Origin of the sequence: Streptomyces sp. NBC_00576, from assembly GCF_036345175.1 — a bacterium.
In the GTDB taxonomy this organism is placed as follows: Bacteria; Actinomycetota; Actinomycetes; order Streptomycetales; family Streptomycetaceae; genus Streptomyces.
The window spans coordinates 1,783,894-1,802,974 of the sequence record NZ_CP107780.1; the positions used below are offsets into that span (position 1 = coordinate 1,783,894).

Genomic DNA, 19,081 nt, shown 5'->3' on the forward strand with positions numbered 1-19,081 from the left:
AAGACGAGAAGGGGCACGGTCATGTCCAAGCCGCAGTCGCAGCCGCAGGAGACCGCCGTCTACACGCACGGGCATCACGAGTCCGTGCTCCGCTCGCACACCTGGCGCACCGCAGCCAACTCGGCGGCGTACCTCCTCGGCTCGCTGAAGCCGCACATGCGGATCCTGGACATCGGCTGCGGCCCGGGAACGATCACCGCGGACCTGGCCGAACTGGTCCCCGACGGGCACGTCACCGGCGTCGACCGGGCGCCTGACATCCTGGACCAGGCCAGGGCCACGGCCGCCGAACGGGGTCTGGAAAACGTCGAGTTCGCGGTCGCGGACATCCACGCGCTGGACTTCCCCGACGACACGTTCTGTGTGGTCCACGCCCATCAGGTGCTCCAGCACGTGGGTGACCCGGTGCAGGCGCTGCGCGAGATGCACCGGGTCACCAAACCGGGTGGGTACGTCGCCGTCCGCGACTCGGACTACCTGGCCATGGCCTGGTATCCGGCGTCGGCGGGCATGGCCGACTGGCTGGACCTGTACCGGCGGGTGGCCCGGGCCAACGGGGGCGAGCCGGACGCGGGGCGCCGGCTGAAGTCCTGGGCGCTGCGGGCCGGGCTCACGGACATCACGGCCACCTCCAGCACATGGACGTTCGCCGACACCGACGAGATCGCCTGGTGGAGCGGCCTGTGGGCGGACCGGACCCTCGCGTCGGCGTACGCGGACCGGGCCACGGAAGGCGGGCTGGCGACCCCGGAGCAGCTGCGGGCGGTCTCGGAGGCCTGGCGGGAGTGGGGGCGGCAGGAGGACGCCTGGTTCACCGTGCCGCACGGAGAGATTCTCTGTCGAAAGGCAGTCTGATTCGCCCGGCCGATGTCTGATCCGGCGATTTCGGGAAACTCGGAGTGCAGGAGGTTCACATTATGGTTCCCATTCTGCTCGTCCTGCTTCTGGCCCTGATTCTCTTCGGTGCCGGATTCGCGGTGAAAATTCTCTGGTGGATCGCAATCATCGTGCTGGTGGTCTGGCTACTGGGATTCCTGGTGCGGGGCACGAGCGCGAGCGGATCAAGGGGTCGCTGGTACCGCTGGTAGCCGGCACCGGTAAATGATCAGTCCCTCGGTAGCAGAGGGCCCAGCGGCCCGAGGTCCAGATTAAGGTCCTCGGGCCGCAGCCCGTACCGCTCCCTCAGCTCGGCCATCCGGTCGTCGAGGAGCATGAGAGTGAGCCCCACGCGCTCCTCCTGCTCCTCGCTCATCTCCCCCGTGTCGAAGCGGCGCACGGCCTGCCGCTCCATGAGCTGCCGGAGCAGTTCGACCACCGTCAGGACGAGTTTGACCAGATCGCGTTCGACGGTGTCGGGTTCGAGGTCGAGACGGTTGCGGGCACTCACGTCAACTCTCCCCAGGGCGAGGGTACTTGTTCGTTCACTGAGCTGATCAGCGCGTTCAGGTCGATCCGTACGAGGTCCACGTCCGCGATGCGCAGGGTGATGTCGCCGGTGATGACGACCCCGTCGGCGAGCAGCCGGTCGAGCAGGTCGACCAGGGCGACCTCACGTCGTTCGACGACGGTCACGCGTCCTCCTCGGTCTCTCCGATGCCTGCGGTGAAGGAGTAGACGGCCCAGGGACCGGTGAGTTCGACCCGCAGGCCGAGGGTGGTCCCGGGCGCGTCGCTCTTCGTCCAATCGACCAGTTCCACGAATTGTTCGGAATCCTCGCGCGGAACCAGATAAGCAGCGTTGAGTACATTCTGTCCGGCCGCGCCGGAAAGCGCGGAGTTCTGCGGCGCGTGCAGCCGGTGGTCCTCGGCGCGGCCGGAAAGGGTGCGGTGCAATTCGCCGGCGAATGCCTCGGCGCTCTGCCACCGGTCCTCGTTCGTCCTGGCGAGCCGGCGCCGCTGACGCAGATAGTCCCGGCCGGTCGTGGCGGACGCAGCCGACGAGGAATCCGTTCCCTCGTCGGCCGCGTCGGCCTTTTCGAGATACACCTTCACGCCCCACTCCACTCGCCCGTCAAGGCGGTCGAGAGCGCGGCGGAAGTCGTCCTCGCTTTCCTCCATCATCCCGCGTACGCCGCTGTCGTCCCGGAAGACGGTGGCGAGCCGCAGCGGCAGGGGGGTCGTGACGGCGGTCAGCGCGTCGATCACGGCCTGGTGGGCGCGGGCGGTCGCGGTCAGCCAGTCGAGGTCCTCCATCCGGCGCCGGAGCGACTCCTCGGCGAATTCCTCCTCCGGCACCGTACTGACGACGGCGATCAGGCCGCGATGCGCGAGCAGTTCGGGCGGAGCGCCGGCCACCCCCGTCAACCGGTCCTGCAGGGGCAGGGCCGCGTCGAAAGGACGGCAGACGGCATACACGTACCGCAGTCCGGTCATTCGGTCTCCCTCGGCGCTCCCCCACGCTCCAGCTCGGCGAGACGTTCGCGCAACTCGGCGTTCTCGCGGGCGAGTTCGCCCCGGTGGGCGCGGGAGGACAACGCCGGGTCGTCCTCCCACCAGTCGATGCCCATCTCCTTGGCTTTGTCGACGGAGGCGACGATGAGCCGCAGCTTGATCGTGAGCAGTTCGATGTCGAGCAGATTGATCCGGATGTCGCCCGCGATCACGACGCCCTTGTCCAGCACGCGTTCGAGGATGTCGGCGAGGTTGGAGCCGCCGTCATGGCTGTAGGGCTGGGGCAGCCGGCTGGCCGGCGAGGTCATCGACGGCTCCCGGCCCGGGTCCCGGATTCGGCTTCCTCTTCGGCGGCCTCGGGCTCGTACGCGGCGTCGTCCTCGTCCTCCTCGTACGCTGCCTCCTCTTCATCCTCGTCCTCGTACTCGGGCTCCTCGGGCTTCTGGTCGTCCGCCTCCTCCTCGAAGTCGCCCTCCGGCTCGGTCCCTTCGGCTTCTTCGTCGGCGTCGTCCTCGTACTCTGCCTCCGCCCCTTCGTCTTCCTCCTCCTCCGCGAGGGCGTCCTCGTGGCTGCGGACCACCTCGCCGTCGCGGATCTCGCCGCGCCAGCCGTCGTCCGTCTCACCCTTGAGCGTGATGAAGCGGGCGAAGTTCTTGAGGTCGAGCCGGGTGCGGCGGCCCTGGGCGCGCCAGATGTTGCCGGTCTTCTCGAACAGCCCCTTGGGGTAGTACTCGACGACCAGCAGGACACGGGTGAGGTTCGGGGCGAGCTCGTGGAAGGAGGCGACACCCTTCGTGGTGCCCTTCGCGCCCTCCGACGTCCAGGAGATCCGGTCGTCGGGCACCTGTTCGGTGGTGTGGGCCTTCCAACTGCGGTTGGACCAGAAGACCTTGAGCTGCCAGTCGGAGGTCGTGTCGTCGGCGCGGTTCGCGCTCTTCACGCCTTTCGCGAAGGTGCTGAAGTCCTGGTACTGGGTCCACTGGTCGTAGGCGGTGCGCAGCGGGACGCCGACGTCGATGAACTCGATGACGACTGTCGGCTTCTTTCCCGCCCCGCCCTTGCGCTTGCCCTTGCCGCCGGTCAGGTTCTTGAAGGCGCCGACCACACTGTCCTTGGCTCGTCCGGCGCCGACTTCCACGGCGGAGCGCAGGGGGCCCTTGCCCTCGGCGAGTTTGCGGCCACCGTCGAGGGCCAGTTTGGCGAAGCCGGGGCTGTTGCCGGCCGCGATGTCGTTGAGTTTGACGGTCGTCTCACCGAGCCGGTGTCCGACGCCCGTCAGCAGGCGCTGCGCCTGGGCGGCGAGATACTCCTGGACCTCCGCCTTCAGCCGGTCGGCCGCCTCGCTGTGGGCGACACCGGTGAGCGGGTTGTCCTTCACGGACCCGGCGGACTTGACGGACTTGAGGGTGTCGGTCATCGTTCACCGCCTCCCTTGGGCAGTCGCGCCCGGGTGCCGCGACCGGCGTCCCGCGCGGCGGCCGTCTTCTTGGCGGTCGCCTTCCTCGCGGTCGCCTTCCTCGCGGAGGGACGGCCGGATGCCGTTGTCTTCCGGGGCTCCGCCTTCTTCGTGGCGGCCGTCCTCTTCGCCGCCGTCCTCTTCGCCGGCTTCTCGCTCCTCCCACTCTTCTCGGCGGGCGCTTCCTCGTCGGTCTCCTCCTCCTCGTCGTCGCGCCCGAGGTTCGTCGGGTCCGGTACGACGCCCGCGAGTTGGTCGCGTACCTCCGCCGTGCGGCCGTGCAGACGGTCGGCCAGTGCCTCGACCTGCCGCTCGACCATCGCACCCGACGCCGCTTTGCCGACGCCCCGCAGGTCCTCGCGCAGCTGGTCGCCGATCTCCTTGAACTGCGGGTTGTCGCGCAGTTGCGTGGACACCAGGTCCGCGAGTGCCCGCGGGCTCAGCTGCATCCGCTTGCCGGCCACCAAAGTGCCGACGGCGAACGCCAGTTTCAGTTTTTTCGTACGTCCAAGGACGTATCCGGCCCCTACCGCGAGGCCCAGTCCCACTCGGTTCATTCTCGTGCCGTCCCGTTGTCGGTGCCCGCGCCCGTGCGCAGGCCGGTTTCCAGCCGGTCGAGGAGCTCGTCCTCGCGGCGGTCGAACTCCTCGTCGTCGATTTCGCCCGCCTCCAACTGCTGTTCCAGCTGGGCGAGTTCGGTGCGCACGGTGACGGGGTCGTAGTACAGCCGTTCCGCCTCGTGCAGCACCTGCTCGATCACCCAGGCGCTGCCGCGCACCGGTGCGAACGGCAGCAGCAGCACCTCTGAGATCAGTCCCATGTGCGGCTCTGCTCCGCCCCGGCTTCGACACCGCCCGTCGTGGAACCCGCGGGCTCGGCCGGGCCCGGCTCGACGAAGCTGTACGGCGGCAGCGGCCCGTGGACCCGCACTTCGAGGTACGGACGGGCCTTGCGGAGCTGCTCGGTCGCGGTGAGGAACACCTCCGCCGAGTCGCGGGCCACCAGGAACGACACGTTGGCCAGCCAGCCGGTCGACTCGGCGCCCACACTCACCGCCACCGCGGACGGCGCCAGCGTCTGCCGCACCTCGACGGCGTCCTCGGCCTCCCGGGCCTTCACCGCGGCCACGACCATCTCGCCGAGGCGCACCTTGTCCTCGTAACTTCCGCCGCCCGCCTGCCTGTTGACCTCGGTGAGCGCCCGGATCTCCGGGTTCTCCGCCAGCACGCGATGCAGGACGGCCTCTTCCTCGTGGCTCGCCTTGACGTTGTACTCGATGTTGCCTTCGAGGGCTTCGAGGCGTTCCTGGTAGTGCTCGGCGCGCTCGGCCAGTACGGAGGCGACCGCGTCGTCGTCCGGTGCCACGCTGCCGAACCGCATGGGCAGCACACAGCCGGCCCCGCCCGCCTCCTCCAGTACGTGCTGGTGGGCGAGCAGGTCCTTACGCTTGGGGCGCAGTTTCTCGGGTGCGTCGCTGACGATCGCCGCCAGCGCGCCCGCCGTCAGGACGCGCACCGAACGCGGCGGGTCGCCGACACCCCGCAACTCCTCGGCGAAAGAAGGGAGTGCGGGATGGGCGGCGTCGGTGACGCCGTAGACGTACGTACCGATGCTCGTGTCGTTGCCCGTCTCCGTGCCGCTGCTCGTACTCACTCCTGCTCCTCCTTCCTGCGTGCGGCCGTGGTCTTGCGGGTGCGCTGCTGCCTGGGTTCGGCCTGCCCCTCCTCACGGGACTGCCGGAAGGCGTCGGAGACGGTCTCGGCGGCGCCGGACAGTGCCCCCTTGGACTTGCCTTTCGCCCCGGACTCGGTGATCTCACCGACCAGGTCGGGCAGTCCGGGGTCCCGGTGCGGCCCGGCCTCCAGGTCGAGCCGGTTGCACGCCTCGGCGAACCGGAGGTACGTGTCGACGCTGGCCACGACGACCCGGACATCGATCTTCAGGATCTCGATACCGACCAGGGAGACCCGCACGAACGCGTCGATGACCAGCCCCCTGTCGAGAACGAGTTCAAGTACGTCGTAGAGGCCGCTGGAGCCGCCTCCCCTGCTGCTCTGCTGTGCCGGGACAACGGTCATACCGTCCATCCCTCCTTGTCTGTCGAGTTGTCTGTCGAGGTGCTTCGGCTGTTCATGGATGCCGGCACCGGATTCACCGGCCCTCGGACCTGCGTGCGTCGGCGCGCCCTCGTTCGTAGCGGCGGACCCGCCGGTAGCCGGTGAGTTCACCGCGCTGGTTGAGGTCGACCTGATAGCTCGCGAGAAGGCTCATGGTGTCGGGGACTCTGGAGAGCTCCAGTACCTCGATCTCCAACGCCCAGCCGTTCTCCGTCTGTTCGAGGGACGACACGGTCTCCGCGGTCATGCCGGTGAGCTCCGCGAGCTGGTCGCGTGCCCCGCGCATGATGTCCAGGGTCGACTTGGGTTCGTTCGATTCGGTCTGCGATGAATTCGTCATAGCCCTTCCCTGGCCTTCGGGTGGCCAGGGAAGGACTACTCAAACCAGCGGGCAGCTACTCGAACCCAGCAGGCTCAGACCAGCGAGTCCAGCCTTCGCCGCGCCGGCCCCAGCGCCCGTCCGCGCCCCATCACCCCGCCCCACGGATCGGTACGGACCTGCTCGACCGCGTCAGCGATCGTCCAGCGTCCGGGGTTGAGTTCCGGGTCGTCCAGCTGGTCCCAGCCGATGGGGACGGCCACGGGTGCCCCGGGCCTCGCCCGGACGGAGAACGGCGCGACCGCGGTCTGCGCGTACGCGTTGCGCTGCACGTCGAGGTAGAGCCTGTCGCCGCGCTCCTTCTTGCGGGCGGCGGTGGTCAGCCGGTCGGGGTGCGCGGCGGCCAGCACCTCGGCGACGCCCCTGGCGAACTCCCGTACCTCGTCGAAGTCGTGGTGCCCGCTCAGCGGTACGACGATGTGCAGGCCGCGCGAGCCGGTGGTCATCAGCGCGGACGGCAGTCGCAACGTGTCGAGCAACTCCCGCAGGTACAGGGCCGCTTCGCGCACCCGGGTGAAGTCGTCCACCGTCGGATCGAGATCGAGGACCATGCGGTCCGGGTATTCGACGCGGCCGACCCGCGAGAGCCAGCGGTGCAGGGTGACGGAGGCCTGGTCGGCGAGGTGGACCAGGGTCGCCGTGTCGTCACAGACCGGGTGGACGACCGTACCGCCCTCCTTCGCCACCTCGACCCGGTTGATCCACTCCGGGTAGTTGTCGGAGACGTTCTTCTGCATGAAGCGGGGGCCGTCGATCCCGTCCGGGTGGCGTTCCAGCATCAGGGGGCGCCCGCGCAGGTGGGGCAGCATGAACGGCGCGACGGACCGGTAGTAGTCGACGAGGTCGGCCTTCGTGTACTCCTTGGCGTCGTCGCCGCCGGGGAAGAGCACCTTGTCGGGGCGGTGGACCTCGACGGTCCGCCGCCCGGCCCGCACCCGTCGTACCGCGCCGTCGCTCACGCCACGATCGCCTCCTCCACGAGCAGCCGGCCCGCCGCCATGATCGCCTCGGCGTCGATGCCCGCGGCGTGCAGCTGCTCGTCGGGACTCGCCGAGCCGGGCATCGTACGAACGGCGAGGCGTGCCAGACGTGGCAGCGGCCGTCCGTCGAGGAAGGCGTCGAGGACCGCGTCCCCGATGCCGCCCTCCTCGCGGTGGTCCTCGACGGTGAGCAGACAGCCGGTCTCCTCGGCGGCCCGGCGCAGGGTGGGCCGGTCGACGGGCTTGACGGAGTACAGGTCGACGACCCGGACCGCAATGCCCTGGGCGCCGAGCGCGTCCGCGGCGCTCAGCGCCTCGTGGACGGTCACGCCGGCCGCGACCACGGTCAGCCGGTCCTCGCGCCCGGCGGAGCGCAGCACCTTGCTTCCGCCGACCGGGAACTTCTCGTCGGGCCCGTACAGCACCGGTGTCCCGCCGCGCGAGGTGCGCAGATACCCGATGCCGTCGAGGCCCGCCATCGTGGCGACGAGCTGCGCGGTCTGGTGGGCGTCGCACGGATACAGCACCGTCGAGCCGTACAGCGCGCGGAACATCGCCAGGTCCTCCAGGCCCATCTGGGATGGCCCGTCCTGGCCGATGGCGACACCCGCGTGCGAGCCGACGAGGTTGATGGCGACTCCGCTGACCGCCGCCATCCGCAGGAAGTCGTGGGCGCGGGTCAGGAAGGCCGCGAACGTCGACGCGTACGGTATCCAGCCGCGGGTCGCCAACCCCACTGCGGCGGCGACCAGTTGCTGTTCGGCGATGTAGCACTCGAAGAACCGGTCGGGATATTCCTTGGCGAAGGCCTCGGCGCGCGTCGAGTCGCTGACCTCTCCGTCGAGGGCCACGACGTCGGCGCGGGCGTCGCCGAGCGCGGCGAGCGCCTGCCCGTAGGCGTCCCGGGTAGGGACCTCTTCTCCCTCGTCCCAGCGGGGCAGTTCGAGGTGTCCGGCGCGTACGGCGTGCAGCGCCCGGGCGGCAGGCGGTTCGGGCGGGCGGACGCGCAGATCGCGGGGGCCGCCGAGTTCGGCGATCGCCTCGTCCGGGTCCGGGAGCGGTTTGCCGTGCAGTCCCTCGCGGTCCTCCACAGCCGCGACGCCCTTGCCCTTGAGGGTGCGGGCGAGGATGATCACGGGCTGCCCGATCGTGGACTCGGCCTCGCTGTAGGCCCGGTCGACGGCGTCGACATCGTGCCCGTCGATCTCTATGGTGTGCCAGCCGAAGGCCTTGAACCGGCGGGCGTAGGCGTCGAGATCGTGCCCGTGGCGGGTCGGCCCGCGCTGCCCCAGCCGGTTGACGTCGACGACGGCGACCAGATTGTCGAGATGCTCGTACGACGCGTGCTCGGCGGCTTCCCAAACCGACCCCTCGGCCAGCTCACTGTCGCCGCACAGCACCCAGACCCGGTACCCGGTGCGGTCGAGCCGCTTGCCGGCCAGCGCGATCCCGACACCCACGGGCAGCCCCTGGCCGAGCGAGCCGGTGGCCGTCTCGACCCACGGCAGCCGCCGGGGTGTCGGATGCCCTTCGAGCCTGCTGCCGAGCGTGCGGTAGGTGAGCAGTTCGGCGTCATCGATGGCACCAACTGCCTTGTAGGCGGCGTAGAGCAGCGGTGAGGCATGCCCTTTGGAGAGGACGAAGCGGTCGTTGCCGGGGTGGGTCGGGCGGTCGAAGTCGTAGCGGAGGTGACGGCCCAGGAGTACGGCCATCAGATCGGCGGCGGACATGGACGAGGTCGGATGCCCGGAGCCCGCGGTGGCCGAGGCCCGGACGCTGTCGACACGCAACTGCTGTCCCAGTTCGGCGAGTTCAGCGGTGCTGTGCAGTGGTTCGGCGGTTTTCACGACTCTCCTTCCGATGCGGCGGACTGTTCCGGAGCCCGTTCCGGTGGCTGCTGCGTGTCCCGCTCCGGGGACCTCCGCGCGCCCGGCACCCGCGCCAGCTCAGGCGACGCCGTGTCCAACGGCACCGACCAGGACCGGACGAGCCCCAACTGCACGCCCTGGCGCGGCAGTACGGCTTCCAGCAGCCAGTCGGCCGCGACCCGCACCCGGTTCCCGGGCATCGCCGCGAGGTGGTAGCCACGAGCGACCGCACCGGCGAGCGGCCCGGACAGGGAGACGCCGAGCGGGTTGGCGGCGGCCTTGACCCCGCCCAGATCGACGACGAACCCCAGGTCACGGTGGCGGTAGGCGCGGCGGGAGCAGATCCCGAGCGAGGCGGCGACATTACGGGCCGCGACCTTGCCCTGTCGCCAGGCGTGCTGCGCCGTCATCCCCGTGAACTCACCGGGTTTGGTCAGGTCGGGAACAGCGGCGGCGTCCCCGCACGCGAACACCTCGGGGTGGCCCGGCACTTGGAGGAACGGGTCGACGATCAGCCGTCCGCGTTCCAGTGGCTGCCCGATGCTCTCCACCAGCGGATCGGGACGGACGCCGACACACCACACCAGGGTGCGTGACTCGACGAACTCCCCGTCGGACACCAGGACTCCGCCGGCTGTCGCCTCCTTCACGGAGGTTCCGGTGCGTACGTCGATGCCCCGCTGCCGTAGCACGCGGTCGGCGGTGCGCGACAGTTTCTCGTCCAGCTGGGGCAGGACGCGCGGGGCGGTGTCCAGCAGCAGCCAGCGGGGCCGCATGCCTTCGCGCAGGGGCTGCCTCCGCACCAGCGCGTCGGTGAACAGCTGCCCGTGCGCGGCGACTTCGGTACCGGTGTAGCCCGCGCCGACCACGACGAACGTACAGCGTGCGGCGCAGCTCTTGGGGTCGTCGGCGGCAGCCGCCAGTTCGACCTGCCGGGTCACGTGGTCGCGCAGATACAGCGCCTCGGGCAGACCGCGGAAGCCATGGGCGTTCTCGGCGACGCCGGGGATGGGCAGCAGCTTGTTGACGCTGCCGACGGCGAGGACGAGCCGGTCGTAGCCGAGAGTGCCGCTCTCGCCCTCGGGGTCCGTATAGCGCACGGTGCGCGCATCGAGGTCGATGCCGTCGGCGTCGGCCTCGCCGAGCACCAGACGCACCCGGGACAGGGTGCCGGGGAGGGAGACGGTGACGCGGCGCGGTTCCAGGACACCGGCGGCGACCTGGGGCAGCAGGGGCAGATACAGGAAGTGGTCGGTCGGGTTCAGCAGGGTGATGTCGGCCTTCTGCCGGGTCAGCCGGGCCAGGGTGCGGGCCGTCTGGTACCCGGCGAAGCCCGCGCCGACGATCAGGATGCGGGGTCGACTCACGTTTTCGCCTCCGGCGGTGTCGCGCGTGCAGAGCCTTCGGTCATTCGTACGAACGCCGTCGTGGACGCCCGTACGGAACTTTCCGCGTCCCCCTGGTCAGGGCCCCCAAACGTCTGTCGGGTCCCGGTTCGGCCGACCACTCCCCGACATCCGCGCGCCGGTTTCCCCGCCGCCCGCTGGGTACCCGGAACGGACCCCGACCCGCTTATTTCCGGAGGTGCTGTCCCATGCCCGAATACGGCTGCTTCCTCGCGTGCGAGGAATTCGGTCCGGCGGACCTCGTCGACCAGGCGAGGCAGGCCGAACAGGCCGGGTTCCAGGCACTGTGGATCTCGGACCACTACCACCCGTGGAACGACGCCCAGGGCCAGAGCCCCTTCGTCTGGTCCGTGATCGGCGCGCTGTCGCAGGCGGTGTCGCTGCCCATCGAGACGGCCGTGACCTGCCCGACCGTGCGGATACACCCGGCGGTGGTGGCGCAGGCGGCGGCGACGAGCGCGGTGCTGACGGACGGCCGGTTCCGGCTCGGCGTCGGATCGGGCGAGGCGTTGAACGAGCACATCTTCGGCGACCGGTGGCCGCCCACGCACACCCGCCTGGAGATGTTGGAAGAGGCCATCCAGGTGATGCGCCGCCTCTTCACCGGCGAGGAGGTCAATCACCACGGCCCCCACTACACCGTCGAGAACGCCCGCCTGTACACCGTCCCCGACGAGCCGGTCCCGATCGACGTCTCCGGCTTCGGCCCCCAGGCGACGGCGCTCGCGGCCCGCGTCGGCGACGGCTACATCACCATGGGCCCCGACGAGGACCTCACGACCCAGTTCCGCAAGGGCGGCGGGGGTTCGGGGCTCGTCAGCGGCGGTACGAAGGTCTGCTACGGCCCCGACCGCGAGGAGGCCGTCCGCACGGTGCACCGGCTGTGGTCCAACCAGCTGCTGCCCGGCGAGATGGGCCAGATCCTGCCCACGCCGCGCCACTTCGAACAGCTGGAGGCGCTGGTCACCGAGTCCATGGTGAGCGAGAACACGGTCTGCGGCCCCGACGTGAACGAGCACGTCTCGGAACTGTCCGCCTTCGCCGACGCGGGCTTCGACCGGGTCTACGTCAGCCAGATCGGCCCCGACCAACGCGGCTTCTTCGACTTCTACCGTACGAAGGTGCTGCCTCAGCTGACGGGCGGCTGAAGAAGCTGAAGCCAGGGTCCGCCGCGTGCCGCACCGGCGGACACCACGGCACCCAGTCCGCCAGGACGAAGCCATGTGACGATGCCCGGCGCTGTGTCTCCGGTGGGGCCCGCCTCAAGCGGACTCCCCTGGCGGGGGCGTCATGGGCCTACCGGTGGGCGAGCGCGAAACCGACCGGCTCGACCGTTCCGCGTACGCGCACCAGGCCCCGCCGACGGCCCGGTCACCACCACGGTGCCTGGACGGTGCCTGGACTGGACAGGGAACGGGCCGCCGACCCGGCTGGGTCGGCGGCCCGTTCGCGCGTTTGTCCGCGTGCCGGCACACTCACCGTCACGCCCGGTGGTGCGGCGCCCCGGGATCGCTGTCGTCCCGGCCCGGTGTTCCCGGCGGGGAGATGTCCGGCGCGGGTCCGCCGGGCGGCACCGGGGGTACGGGCGGAACGGGCACGCCCGGCCCGCTCCCGAGCACCGTTGCCGCCGGGTCCCCGGCAGCGCCGATACTGCCGGCCGGGGGGTGCGTGCGCGAGGGTCCGGGGCGGGCCATGTTGCGCAGGGCGTAGGCCAGGGCACCGAGGACCGCCGCGGTGATGAGGGCGGCGGCCCAGCCCGGCAGGCCTTCTGCCAGGGCCAGTCCCAGGGTGAGCGCGAGAGCCGCGCCCGCGTACAGGGCGACGGCGCCCGATGTGGCGTACAGCGCGGCGGCGCGGCGCTGTTTGCGGGTCTGCTCACGCAGTTCGTCGCGCACGGCCTCGCGCGCCACCTGCGCAAGCTCGTCGACCAGGTTCTTGTCGAGATGTTCCAGGTGATCGATACGGTCCATGGGCGCCGGGTACCCCGCCCCGGGCGGCTGACGCCACCGGGCGGGTTCCGGAGATCGGCCGAAACGATCTCCCTCCCCAGTCATCCCCAACTACCCTCGTCCGCATGGACATTCTGGGAGCAACGCTGCGCGTCTGCGTCGACGACCTGGAGACCACGGTCCCCTTCTACGAACGGCTCGCGGGCGGCAGAGCCCAGCGCTTCGAGCGCGGCGGGGTCTCCGTCGCCGCGGTCGGCTGCTTCCTGCTGATGAGCGGCCCCGAGGCCGAGTTGGAGGTACTGCGCAAGATCACGGCCACGATCGCGGTGTCCGACGTCGACGAGGCCCACCGGGTCCTCACGGATTCGGGCGCCCGCGTCCTGGCGGGCCCACTGGCGACTCCGGCGGGCCGCAACCTGATCGCGCTGCATCCGGACGGTTCGGTGTACGAGTACGCGGACCGCCGCACAGCACAGTAGGCGTCGGCTCAGCGCTTCAGCATGTCCGAGGTGATCGCCCACCGTTCGTGGTCCCGCCAGGCGCCGTCGATGTACAGGAAGCTCGGCGAGTAGCCCTCCAGCCGGAAGCCACAGCGCCGGGCGAGGGCGATCGAGGCGGTGTTGCCGGGCTGCACGTTGATCTCCAGCCGGTGCAGCCGCAGCGGCGGCCCGAAGGCGTACCGCACGACGAGACCGAGACCCTCGCTCATCAGCCCCCGCCCGGCCGCGTGCGCGAAGGCCCCGTACCCGAGGGCCCCGCACAGAAAGCCGCCCTGGACGATGTTGTTGATGTTGATGAACCCGGCGACGGCGCCCCCCTGGTCGTCGGCGCCGTCGGATCGCTCACCCTTCTCGCACACGAGGAACCCGGCCTTCGTCGGATCCTCGATCAGCCGCCCCGCATACGAGGCATAGGCGTCCGGGCTCGCCGGCGGAGCCAGCCAGGGATGGTGCAGTTCCCGGCTCTCCCGCACCCGGGCGATGAACTCACCGCCGTCCTCATAGGTGAACGGACGTACGCCCACGCGGGGCCCTTCGGTGAGATATCCACGGTGCTCAGACACTCAGCCACCTTACGCGCGGCGCCTGTTCACCTTCGGCGCCGCATGAAGTAGGCCCCGCAGAGGGCGCCGATGACCCCGGTGCCGAGCAGCGCCATCCACAGCGGCATGGTCACCTCGGGGATCAGCAGCCGGATCTCGGTGGCGCGGGTGTTCTCGAAGATGAAGATCAGGGCGAGCAGGCCGAGCGCCCCGACGGCGACCCGGGTGGGCGTCAGCAGCCCCCGCGCACCACCGGCCCCGCCACCGGCCTTGCCACCACTCTCGGAGGTCTTCGGGCTCATGAGGCCAGCATGGGCCGACCCGGGGCTTCCCGCGCGCCCGGAGGTACGCCGGACGGGTGACGGCGCCGGAGGCCGACCCGCACCGCCCTCACCGCAGCGCCGGTTCCTCCAGCGTCAGCGTCCCCGCGTCCGCGTCCAGCTCGGCGGCCATCCCGAACGGGATCGTCAGCGCCCCCTCGCAGTGCCCGAACCCGAATCCCTCCACCACCGGCACCCCGAGCCCGCCTAGCCGGTCGGCGAACACGGCGCGCAGCCCCTCGTACGGACCGCACCGCTCCCACGAGCCCAGCGCGATCCCGGCGACACCGTCGAGCCAGCCGGTGCGCAGCAGCTGGGTGAGGGTCCGGTCGATGCGGTACGCGCTCTCGCCCACGTCCTCGATCATGAGCAGCCCGCCGCGCGCACCGGGCCGGGCGTGCGGGGTGCCCTGTTCTGCGGCGAGTATGGCCAGGCAGCCGCCGAGGGTGACACCCCGGGCCCGCCCGGGCGCCAGCGCGGAACCCGCCGCGGCGTTGATGACCCGTACCGACTCCGGATCGAACAGGGTGGCCCGCAGATGCTCCTGCGCCCGCGCGTTCTTGAGGAAGTCGACGGCGGATGACATCGGCCCGTGGAGCGTGGCGAGTCCCAGGCGGACCGCGAACGCCTCGTGCAGCGCGGTGGCGTCGCTGTAGCCGACGAACACCTTGGGCCCGGCCGCCCGCAGCGCGTCCCAGTCGAGCAGGTCGACCATGCGCTGTGCGCCGTACCCGCCACGGGCGCTCAGCACCGCGTCGACCGTCGGGTCGCACCAGGCGGCCTGGAAGTCGGCGGCCCGGCCGGCGTCAGTCCCCGCGAGGTAGTCGAACTGCCCGTGCCGGTCCAGGACATGGGGTGCGACGACGGGGTCGAGGTCCCAGCCGCGCAGGATGTCGAGGCCGGCCTGCAGCCGCTCCTCGCGGACAGGTCCGCTGGGTGCGACGACGGCCACGCGGGCCCCGGGGGCGAGCCTCGACGGCCGTACCAGTGGCTTCACTTGACGAGCTCCAGGGTCGGGATACCGGGCGGGGTGAGCCCGAAGACCTGTGCGTACAGGGAGAGTTCGGACTCCAGGACACGTACGGTCGTGTCCGCCCGCCGGAAGCCGTGCCCCTCCCCCTCGAACGCGATGTACCGGTGCGGCACGCGCCGTCCCTCCGCCGCGAGCCGGGCGAGGAACCGGTCGCACTGCGCGGGCGGGCAGATGACGTCGTCCAGCCCCTGCAGCAGCAGGAAGGGCGCGGTGATGTCGGCGGCGTGCTCGGCGGGCGAGCGCTCCAGATAGCGGCCCGGGACCTCGGCGAGCGGGCCGACCAGGGTCTCCAGGTACTGCGATTCGAAGTCGTGGGTCTCCCCCGAGCCCCAGCCGGCCAGGTCGAGAACGGGGTAGAGGATCGTGCCGCAGGCGTAGACGTCGGTGCCGGTGAGGGAGGCCGCCGCGGTCCAGCCGCCCGCGCTGCCGCCCCGGACCGCGAGCCGGGCGCGGTCGGCGGTGCCCTCGTCGGCGAGGGCGAGCGCGACGGCCGCGCAGTCCTCGACGTCGACGACGCCCCACTGCTCGCGCAGCCGGCCCCGGTACTCGCGCCCGTACCCGGTCGAGCCGCCGTAGTTGACCTCGGCGACGCCGATGCCCCGCGAGGTGAAGTAGGCGATCTCCAGGTCGAGCACGAGGGGTGCCCGCCCGGTCGGCCCACCGTGCGCCCACACGACGTACGGGGGCAGCTCGTCGTCGGACGCCGTGTACCCGGGGTGGTGCGGCGGGTAGATGTGCGCGTGGATGTCCCGGCCCTCCGGGCCGGTGAAGGTGCGGATCTGCGGCTCCGGATAGTGCACGGGGTCGACCGGGTCGCGGTGCGCGGCGCCGATGACCCTGGCCCGTCCCGTACGGGTGTCCAGCTCGACGACCTCGTACGCGCTGCGCGGGCTGGCCCCGACGGCGACGACCCGCTCCCCGTGCACGGCGAGGGTGGCCGCGAACTCGGTCCAGGGGCCGCACGTGTCGACGACGTCGCCGGTCTCGGGGTCCAGGATCCCGAGCGAGGTCGACCCCCGCCCGTGCACCACGGCGACGAGGCCGCCCTCCAGGGGTGCGAACCAGCGCTGCCCTACCTTCCAGAGCGCCCCGCCGAACTCCTCCTCGCGACGGCACACCGGCATGTGGTCCCGGTGCAGGTTCCACCAGCCCGAACGGTCGCTGACATAGAGAAGCGCTCCGTCGGCCGCCCAGTCCACCTGCGGGATCGACTCGTCGGTCCCTCCGGCGACGGTCCGGGCACCGTTCAGCGTGCCGTCGGTGCCCACCTCCGCGACCACCAGTTCGGTCCCGTCCCAGGGCATCCGCGGATGGTCCCAGGCGAGCCAGGCCGCGCGCCGCCCGTCGGGCGAGATCCGGGGCCCGGTGACGAACCGGTGCCGGTCGTCGGTGAGTTCGCGGACGGCGTCCCGCTCCTGAGCCGCCGAACCGTCCAGCGGCACGGCGGCGAGCACACGCCGCACATCGACGGGACCGTCGCCGGTGAACTCCTCCAGCACGCACCAGACTTCACCGAGCGCGAGCCGCAACTGCGGTTCCACCCACCGCAGTCCGCCGCCGACCGGGGACAACGGCGTGAGGGGGCGCGGCTCCTGCCCCTCCTCCAGGCAGTACAGCCGCTGATCGGTGAAGTTCACGAACACGACCACCGGCCCGGCGTCGCGCATCACGCCGGTCCACGGATGCCCGCCGTACTCCATGACCCTGCTGCGCACGTTCCACGGCTCGTCCAGGACCGACTCCTGGGAGCCGTCGGCCCGGCGTCGCACCAGGGTGCGCCGGCCGCCCTCGGTGGGCCTCGGCTCGGTCCACCATGCCTCGTCGCCGACGAAGCCCACGTACTCGGGAGACCCGTCGTGCTCGGCGGCCAGTGCCGCCTCGATGGGCGAGGGCCACGATCCGTACGGCAGTGTCTGCACTGTCTCCCCCACTCGCTAGGCCGTCCGCAGGAACCGGTCGAGGACCCGGACGCCGAAGTGCAACGCCTCTACCGGGACGCGCTCGTCCACACCATGGAAGAGTGCCTGGTAGTCGAGGCCCTCGGGCAGTCTGAGCGGCGCGAATCCGTACCCGGTGATGCCGAGCCGCGAGAACTGCTTGGCGTCGGTGCCACCGGACATGCAGTACGGCACCACGTGCCCCTCGGGCGCGAACTCCTCGACGGCGGCGCGCATTCGGGCATACGTGGCTGAGTCCACCGGGGCCTGCAGCGCCACCGAGCGATGGTGGAACTCCCATGCGACGTCGGGGCCGGTGAGTTCGTCGAGGGTCGTGAGGAACTCGTCCTCGCAGCCGTGCAGGAAGCGTCCGTCGACGTACGCGACAGCCTCCCCGGGGATCACGTTGACCTTGTAGCCGGCGTTCAGCATGGTCGGGTTGGCGCTGTTGCGGACGGTCGCCTCGACGAGCTGGGCGGCGGGGCCGAGCTTGGTGAGGAGCCCGTCGACGTCGTCCAGGTCGGGCTCGATCCCGTAGAGGGCGGCGAGTTGGGTGAGGGCGGCCCGGACGGTCGGGGTGAGGCGCAGCGGCCACTCGTGCGCGCCGATGCGGGCGACGGCGGCGGCGAGGCGGGTGACCGCGTTGCTGTCGTTGACCTTCGAGCCGTGCCCGGCGCGGCCCTTGGCGGTCAACTTGAGCCAGCCGGTGCCGCGTTCGCCGGCGGCGATGGGGTACAGGTGCCGTCCGCCGCCGTCGTGGAAGGTGAACGCCCCGGACTCGCCGACCCCTTCGGTGCACCCTTCGAACAGCCCTGGGTGTTCGGCGGCCAGGAACTCGGAGCCGTCCTCGGCGCTGGCCTCCTCGTCGGCGGTGAACGCGACGACGATGTCGCGCCGGGGCCGGACGCCCTGGCGGGCCCAGTCCCGGACGACGGCGAGGATCATCGCGTCCATGTTCTTCATGTCGACCGCGCCCCGCCCCCAGACGACGCCGTCGCGGATCTCCCCGGAGAACGGGTGCACGCTCCAGTCGTCGGCACGCGCGGGCACGACGTCGAGATGCCCGTGCAGGAGCAGCGCGTCGGCGGACGGGTCGGTGCCCTCGATCCGGGCGACGACGTTGGTGCGCCCCTTGGTCCGTTCAAGGAGCGTGGGCTCCAGGCCCGCCTCGGCGAGGAGTGCGGCGGCGTACTCGGCGGCGGGCCGCTCCTGACAGTCGCCGCCGCCGTGGTTGGTCGTGTCGATCCGGATGAGATCGGAGGTGAACGACACCACCTCGTCGAGCGCCTGCTGCTCAGCCATACTGCTCCTCCACCGCGGCCGAGACGATCGTCGTGACCGCCTTGAAGGTACGAATCCCCTCGTACATTGTGCCGCTGGTGTACGCCACTTTCCGCTCCCCGGTCCGCGTGACCCCGGGTACGACGGTCGCGGCCATGGCGAGATGCTCGGCGTCGAACTCCAGGGCGACGGTGAACGGCCCGCCGACGACGGGCTCGTGCCGCACGGCCAGAGCGGCGGCCTCCTTCGCGGCGGCCCGGATGTCGGCGGCGGTCCTGGCGGGCGTCCGGCACACGGCGGCGTACCGCGACACATGGTCCTTGACGGCGACCTTCAGCGCCTCGGGCGCGTATCCGAGCGCGTCCTCGCAGGCGAGGTCGTCGCCGGTGACGAGCACGACGGGGACCCCGTACTCGGCGACCACATGGGAGTTGAGGAGCCCCTCGCTGGCCCGTACGTCGTTCACCCATACGCCGGTGATGGAGTTGGCGAGGTAGGTGTGGGCGAGGACGCCCTCCATGCCGGCACCCGCGTGATAGCCGACGAAGGCGATCCCGTCGACGTCGCCGTGCTGTACGCCCTCGACCATGGACAGCGACTTGTGGCGCCCGGTGAGCATCTCCACCCGCTCGTCCAGCCGTTCGAGGAGCAGATTGCGCATGGTCCAGTGGGCCTCGTTGACCAGCACCTCGTCGGCGCCGCCGTCGAAGAAGCCGAGCACGGCGGCGTTGACGTCCGAGGTGAACATCGAGCGGCACCGCTCCCACTGCGGGGTGCCCGGCAGCACATCGGCCGGCCAGGTCACGCCGGTGGCACCCTCCATGTCGGCGCTGATGAGGATCTTCATGCTGCGTCACGTTACGCGTCGAGGCGGAACGCGGCTACGAACAGGCCACACGATGCGGACGGCGCTGTCGACCCGT

Annotated in this window: 24 protein-coding genes; 4 read left to right on the forward strand and 20 right to left on the reverse strand. The window is 71.0% G+C overall.

Going from position 1 to position 19,081, the window contains the following annotated elements:
- Positions 1–21 precede the first annotated feature (21 nt).
- Positions 22–855 carry a class I SAM-dependent methyltransferase gene (locus OG734_RS07570; protein ID WP_330286694.1) on the forward strand — a complete coding sequence of 278 codons (834 nt, stop codon included), beginning with the start codon at positions 22–24 and terminating at the stop codon, positions 853–855.
- A gap of 62 nt (positions 856–917) precedes the next feature.
- Complete coding sequence (locus tag OG734_RS07575) at positions 918–1,088, forward strand: hydrophobic protein (RefSeq protein ID WP_330286695.1); 171 nt, start codon at positions 918–920, stop codon at positions 1,086–1,088.
- A 17-nt stretch (positions 1,089–1,105) separates the two neighbouring features.
- Here the strand turns inward: OG734_RS07575 and OG734_RS07580 are convergent, their stop codons facing one another.
- From OG734_RS07580 to OG734_RS07640, 13 genes are all read right to left on the reverse strand, one after another.
- Positions 1,106–1,387, reverse strand: a complete 282-nt coding sequence (locus tag OG734_RS07580; RefSeq protein ID WP_307630331.1) for a gas vesicle protein K — start codon at positions 1,385–1,387, stop codon at positions 1,106–1,108.
- Positions 1,384–1,572, reverse strand: coding sequence for a gas vesicle protein (locus tag OG734_RS07585; RefSeq protein WP_330286696.1), 189 nt, complete (start codon positions 1,570–1,572; stop codon positions 1,384–1,386). The genes OG734_RS07580 and OG734_RS07585 overlap by 4 nt, the downstream gene beginning before the upstream one ends.
- Positions 1,569–2,372 carry a GvpL/GvpF family gas vesicle protein gene (locus OG734_RS07590; RefSeq protein WP_330286697.1) on the reverse strand — a complete coding sequence of 268 codons (804 nt, stop codon included), beginning with the start codon at positions 2,370–2,372 and terminating at the stop codon, positions 1,569–1,571. Before OG734_RS07590 ends, OG734_RS07585 begins: the two co-directional genes overlap by 4 nt.
- Complete coding sequence (locus OG734_RS07595) at positions 2,369–2,698, reverse strand: gas vesicle protein (RefSeq protein WP_330286698.1); 330 nt, start codon at positions 2,696–2,698, stop codon at positions 2,369–2,371. Before OG734_RS07595 ends, OG734_RS07590 begins: the two co-directional genes overlap by 4 nt.
- A complete protein-coding gene (locus OG734_RS07600) occupies positions 2,695–3,807 on the reverse strand; it encodes an SRPBCC family protein (protein WP_330286699.1) in 1,113 nt (370 codons plus the stop codon). The genes OG734_RS07595 and OG734_RS07600 overlap by 4 nt, the downstream gene beginning before the upstream one ends.
- Positions 3,804–4,403: a DNA primase gene (locus tag OG734_RS07605; RefSeq protein WP_330286700.1), complete on the reverse strand. Its 600-nt coding sequence runs from the start codon at positions 4,401–4,403 to the stop codon at positions 3,804–3,806. The genes OG734_RS07600 and OG734_RS07605 overlap by 4 nt, the downstream gene beginning before the upstream one ends.
- On the reverse strand, positions 4,400–4,666 hold the full coding sequence (locus tag OG734_RS07610) for a gas vesicle protein GvpG (RefSeq protein ID WP_330286701.1): 267 nt from the start codon (positions 4,664–4,666) through the stop codon (positions 4,400–4,402). Before OG734_RS07610 ends, OG734_RS07605 begins: the two co-directional genes overlap by 4 nt.
- Positions 4,657–5,457 (reverse strand): GvpL/GvpF family gas vesicle protein, encoded by an 801-nt coding sequence (locus OG734_RS07615; protein ID WP_330293596.1) that lies wholly within the window; start codon positions 5,455–5,457, stop codon positions 4,657–4,659. The genes OG734_RS07610 and OG734_RS07615 overlap by 10 nt, the downstream gene beginning before the upstream one ends.
- Positions 5,458–5,495: 38 nt before the next feature.
- Positions 5,496–5,924, reverse strand: coding sequence for a gas vesicle structural protein GvpA (locus OG734_RS07620; protein ID WP_330286702.1), 429 nt, complete (start codon positions 5,922–5,924; stop codon positions 5,496–5,498).
- Positions 5,925–5,997: 73 nt separating this feature from the next.
- Positions 5,998–6,303: a gas vesicle protein GvpO gene (locus OG734_RS07625; RefSeq protein WP_330286703.1), complete on the reverse strand. Its 306-nt coding sequence runs from the start codon at positions 6,301–6,303 to the stop codon at positions 5,998–6,000.
- 74 nt (positions 6,304–6,377) lie between these two features.
- Positions 6,378–7,301 (reverse strand): non-homologous end-joining DNA ligase, encoded by a 924-nt coding sequence (gene ligD, locus OG734_RS07630; RefSeq protein WP_330286704.1) that lies wholly within the window; start codon positions 7,299–7,301, stop codon positions 6,378–6,380.
- Positions 7,298–9,169 (reverse strand): transketolase, encoded by a 1,872-nt coding sequence (locus OG734_RS07635; RefSeq protein ID WP_330286705.1) that lies wholly within the window; start codon positions 9,167–9,169, stop codon positions 7,298–7,300. The genes ligD and OG734_RS07635 overlap by 4 nt, the downstream gene beginning before the upstream one ends.
- The gene (locus OG734_RS07640) at positions 9,166–10,557 is read right to left on the reverse strand and encodes an NAD(P)/FAD-dependent oxidoreductase (protein WP_330286706.1); all 1,392 of its coding nucleotides are present in this window, start codon (positions 10,555–10,557) and stop codon (positions 9,166–9,168) included. Before OG734_RS07640 ends, OG734_RS07635 begins: the two co-directional genes overlap by 4 nt.
- Before the next feature lie 227 nt (positions 10,558–10,784).
- Between OG734_RS07640 and OG734_RS07645 the strand changes: the two genes are divergently transcribed.
- Positions 10,785–11,744 (forward strand): LLM class F420-dependent oxidoreductase, encoded by a 960-nt coding sequence (locus OG734_RS07645; protein ID WP_330286707.1) that lies wholly within the window; start codon positions 10,785–10,787, stop codon positions 11,742–11,744.
- A 333-nt stretch (positions 11,745–12,077) separates the two neighbouring features.
- On the opposite strand, the gene OG734_RS07650 is transcribed toward OG734_RS07645, so the two are convergent.
- Complete coding sequence (locus OG734_RS07650) at positions 12,078–12,566, reverse strand: phage holin family protein (RefSeq protein ID WP_330286708.1); 489 nt, start codon at positions 12,564–12,566, stop codon at positions 12,078–12,080.
- Between the two features lie 104 nt (positions 12,567–12,670).
- Here OG734_RS07650 and OG734_RS07655 point away from each other — a divergent pair, with 104 nt between their 5' ends.
- Positions 12,671–13,024 (forward strand): VOC family protein, encoded by a 354-nt coding sequence (locus OG734_RS07655; RefSeq protein ID WP_330286709.1) that lies wholly within the window; start codon positions 12,671–12,673, stop codon positions 13,022–13,024.
- 8 nt (positions 13,025–13,032) lie between these two features.
- Here OG734_RS07655 and OG734_RS07660 read toward each other — a convergent pair whose 3' ends face one another.
- The 6 genes from OG734_RS07660 to OG734_RS07685 all read right to left on the reverse strand — a co-directional run bounded on the left by OG734_RS07660 (position 13,033) and on the right by OG734_RS07685 (position 19,005).
- Complete coding sequence (locus tag OG734_RS07660) at positions 13,033–13,608, reverse strand: GNAT family N-acetyltransferase (protein ID WP_330286710.1); 576 nt, start codon at positions 13,606–13,608, stop codon at positions 13,033–13,035.
- A 26-nt stretch (positions 13,609–13,634) separates the two neighbouring features.
- Positions 13,635–13,889 (reverse strand): DUF1049 domain-containing protein, encoded by a 255-nt coding sequence (locus tag OG734_RS07665; protein WP_330286711.1) that lies wholly within the window; start codon positions 13,887–13,889, stop codon positions 13,635–13,637.
- 88 nt (positions 13,890–13,977) lie between these two features.
- Positions 13,978–14,904, reverse strand: coding sequence for a S66 peptidase family protein (locus OG734_RS07670; RefSeq protein ID WP_330286712.1), 927 nt, complete (start codon positions 14,902–14,904; stop codon positions 13,978–13,980).
- Positions 14,901–16,859, reverse strand: a complete 1,959-nt coding sequence (locus OG734_RS07675; protein WP_330286713.1) for a prolyl oligopeptidase family serine peptidase — start codon at positions 16,857–16,859, stop codon at positions 14,901–14,903. The genes OG734_RS07670 and OG734_RS07675 overlap by 4 nt, the downstream gene beginning before the upstream one ends.
- 15 nt (positions 16,860–16,874) lie before the next feature.
- The gene (locus OG734_RS07680) at positions 16,875–18,179 is read right to left on the reverse strand and encodes a M20/M25/M40 family metallo-hydrolase (protein ID WP_330286714.1); all 1,305 of its coding nucleotides are present in this window, start codon (positions 18,177–18,179) and stop codon (positions 16,875–16,877) included.
- Positions 18,172–19,005, reverse strand: a complete 834-nt coding sequence (locus tag OG734_RS07685; protein WP_330286715.1) for a M55 family metallopeptidase — start codon at positions 19,003–19,005, stop codon at positions 18,172–18,174. Before OG734_RS07685 ends, OG734_RS07680 begins: the two co-directional genes overlap by 8 nt.
- Positions 19,006–19,081 lie beyond the last annotated feature (76 nt).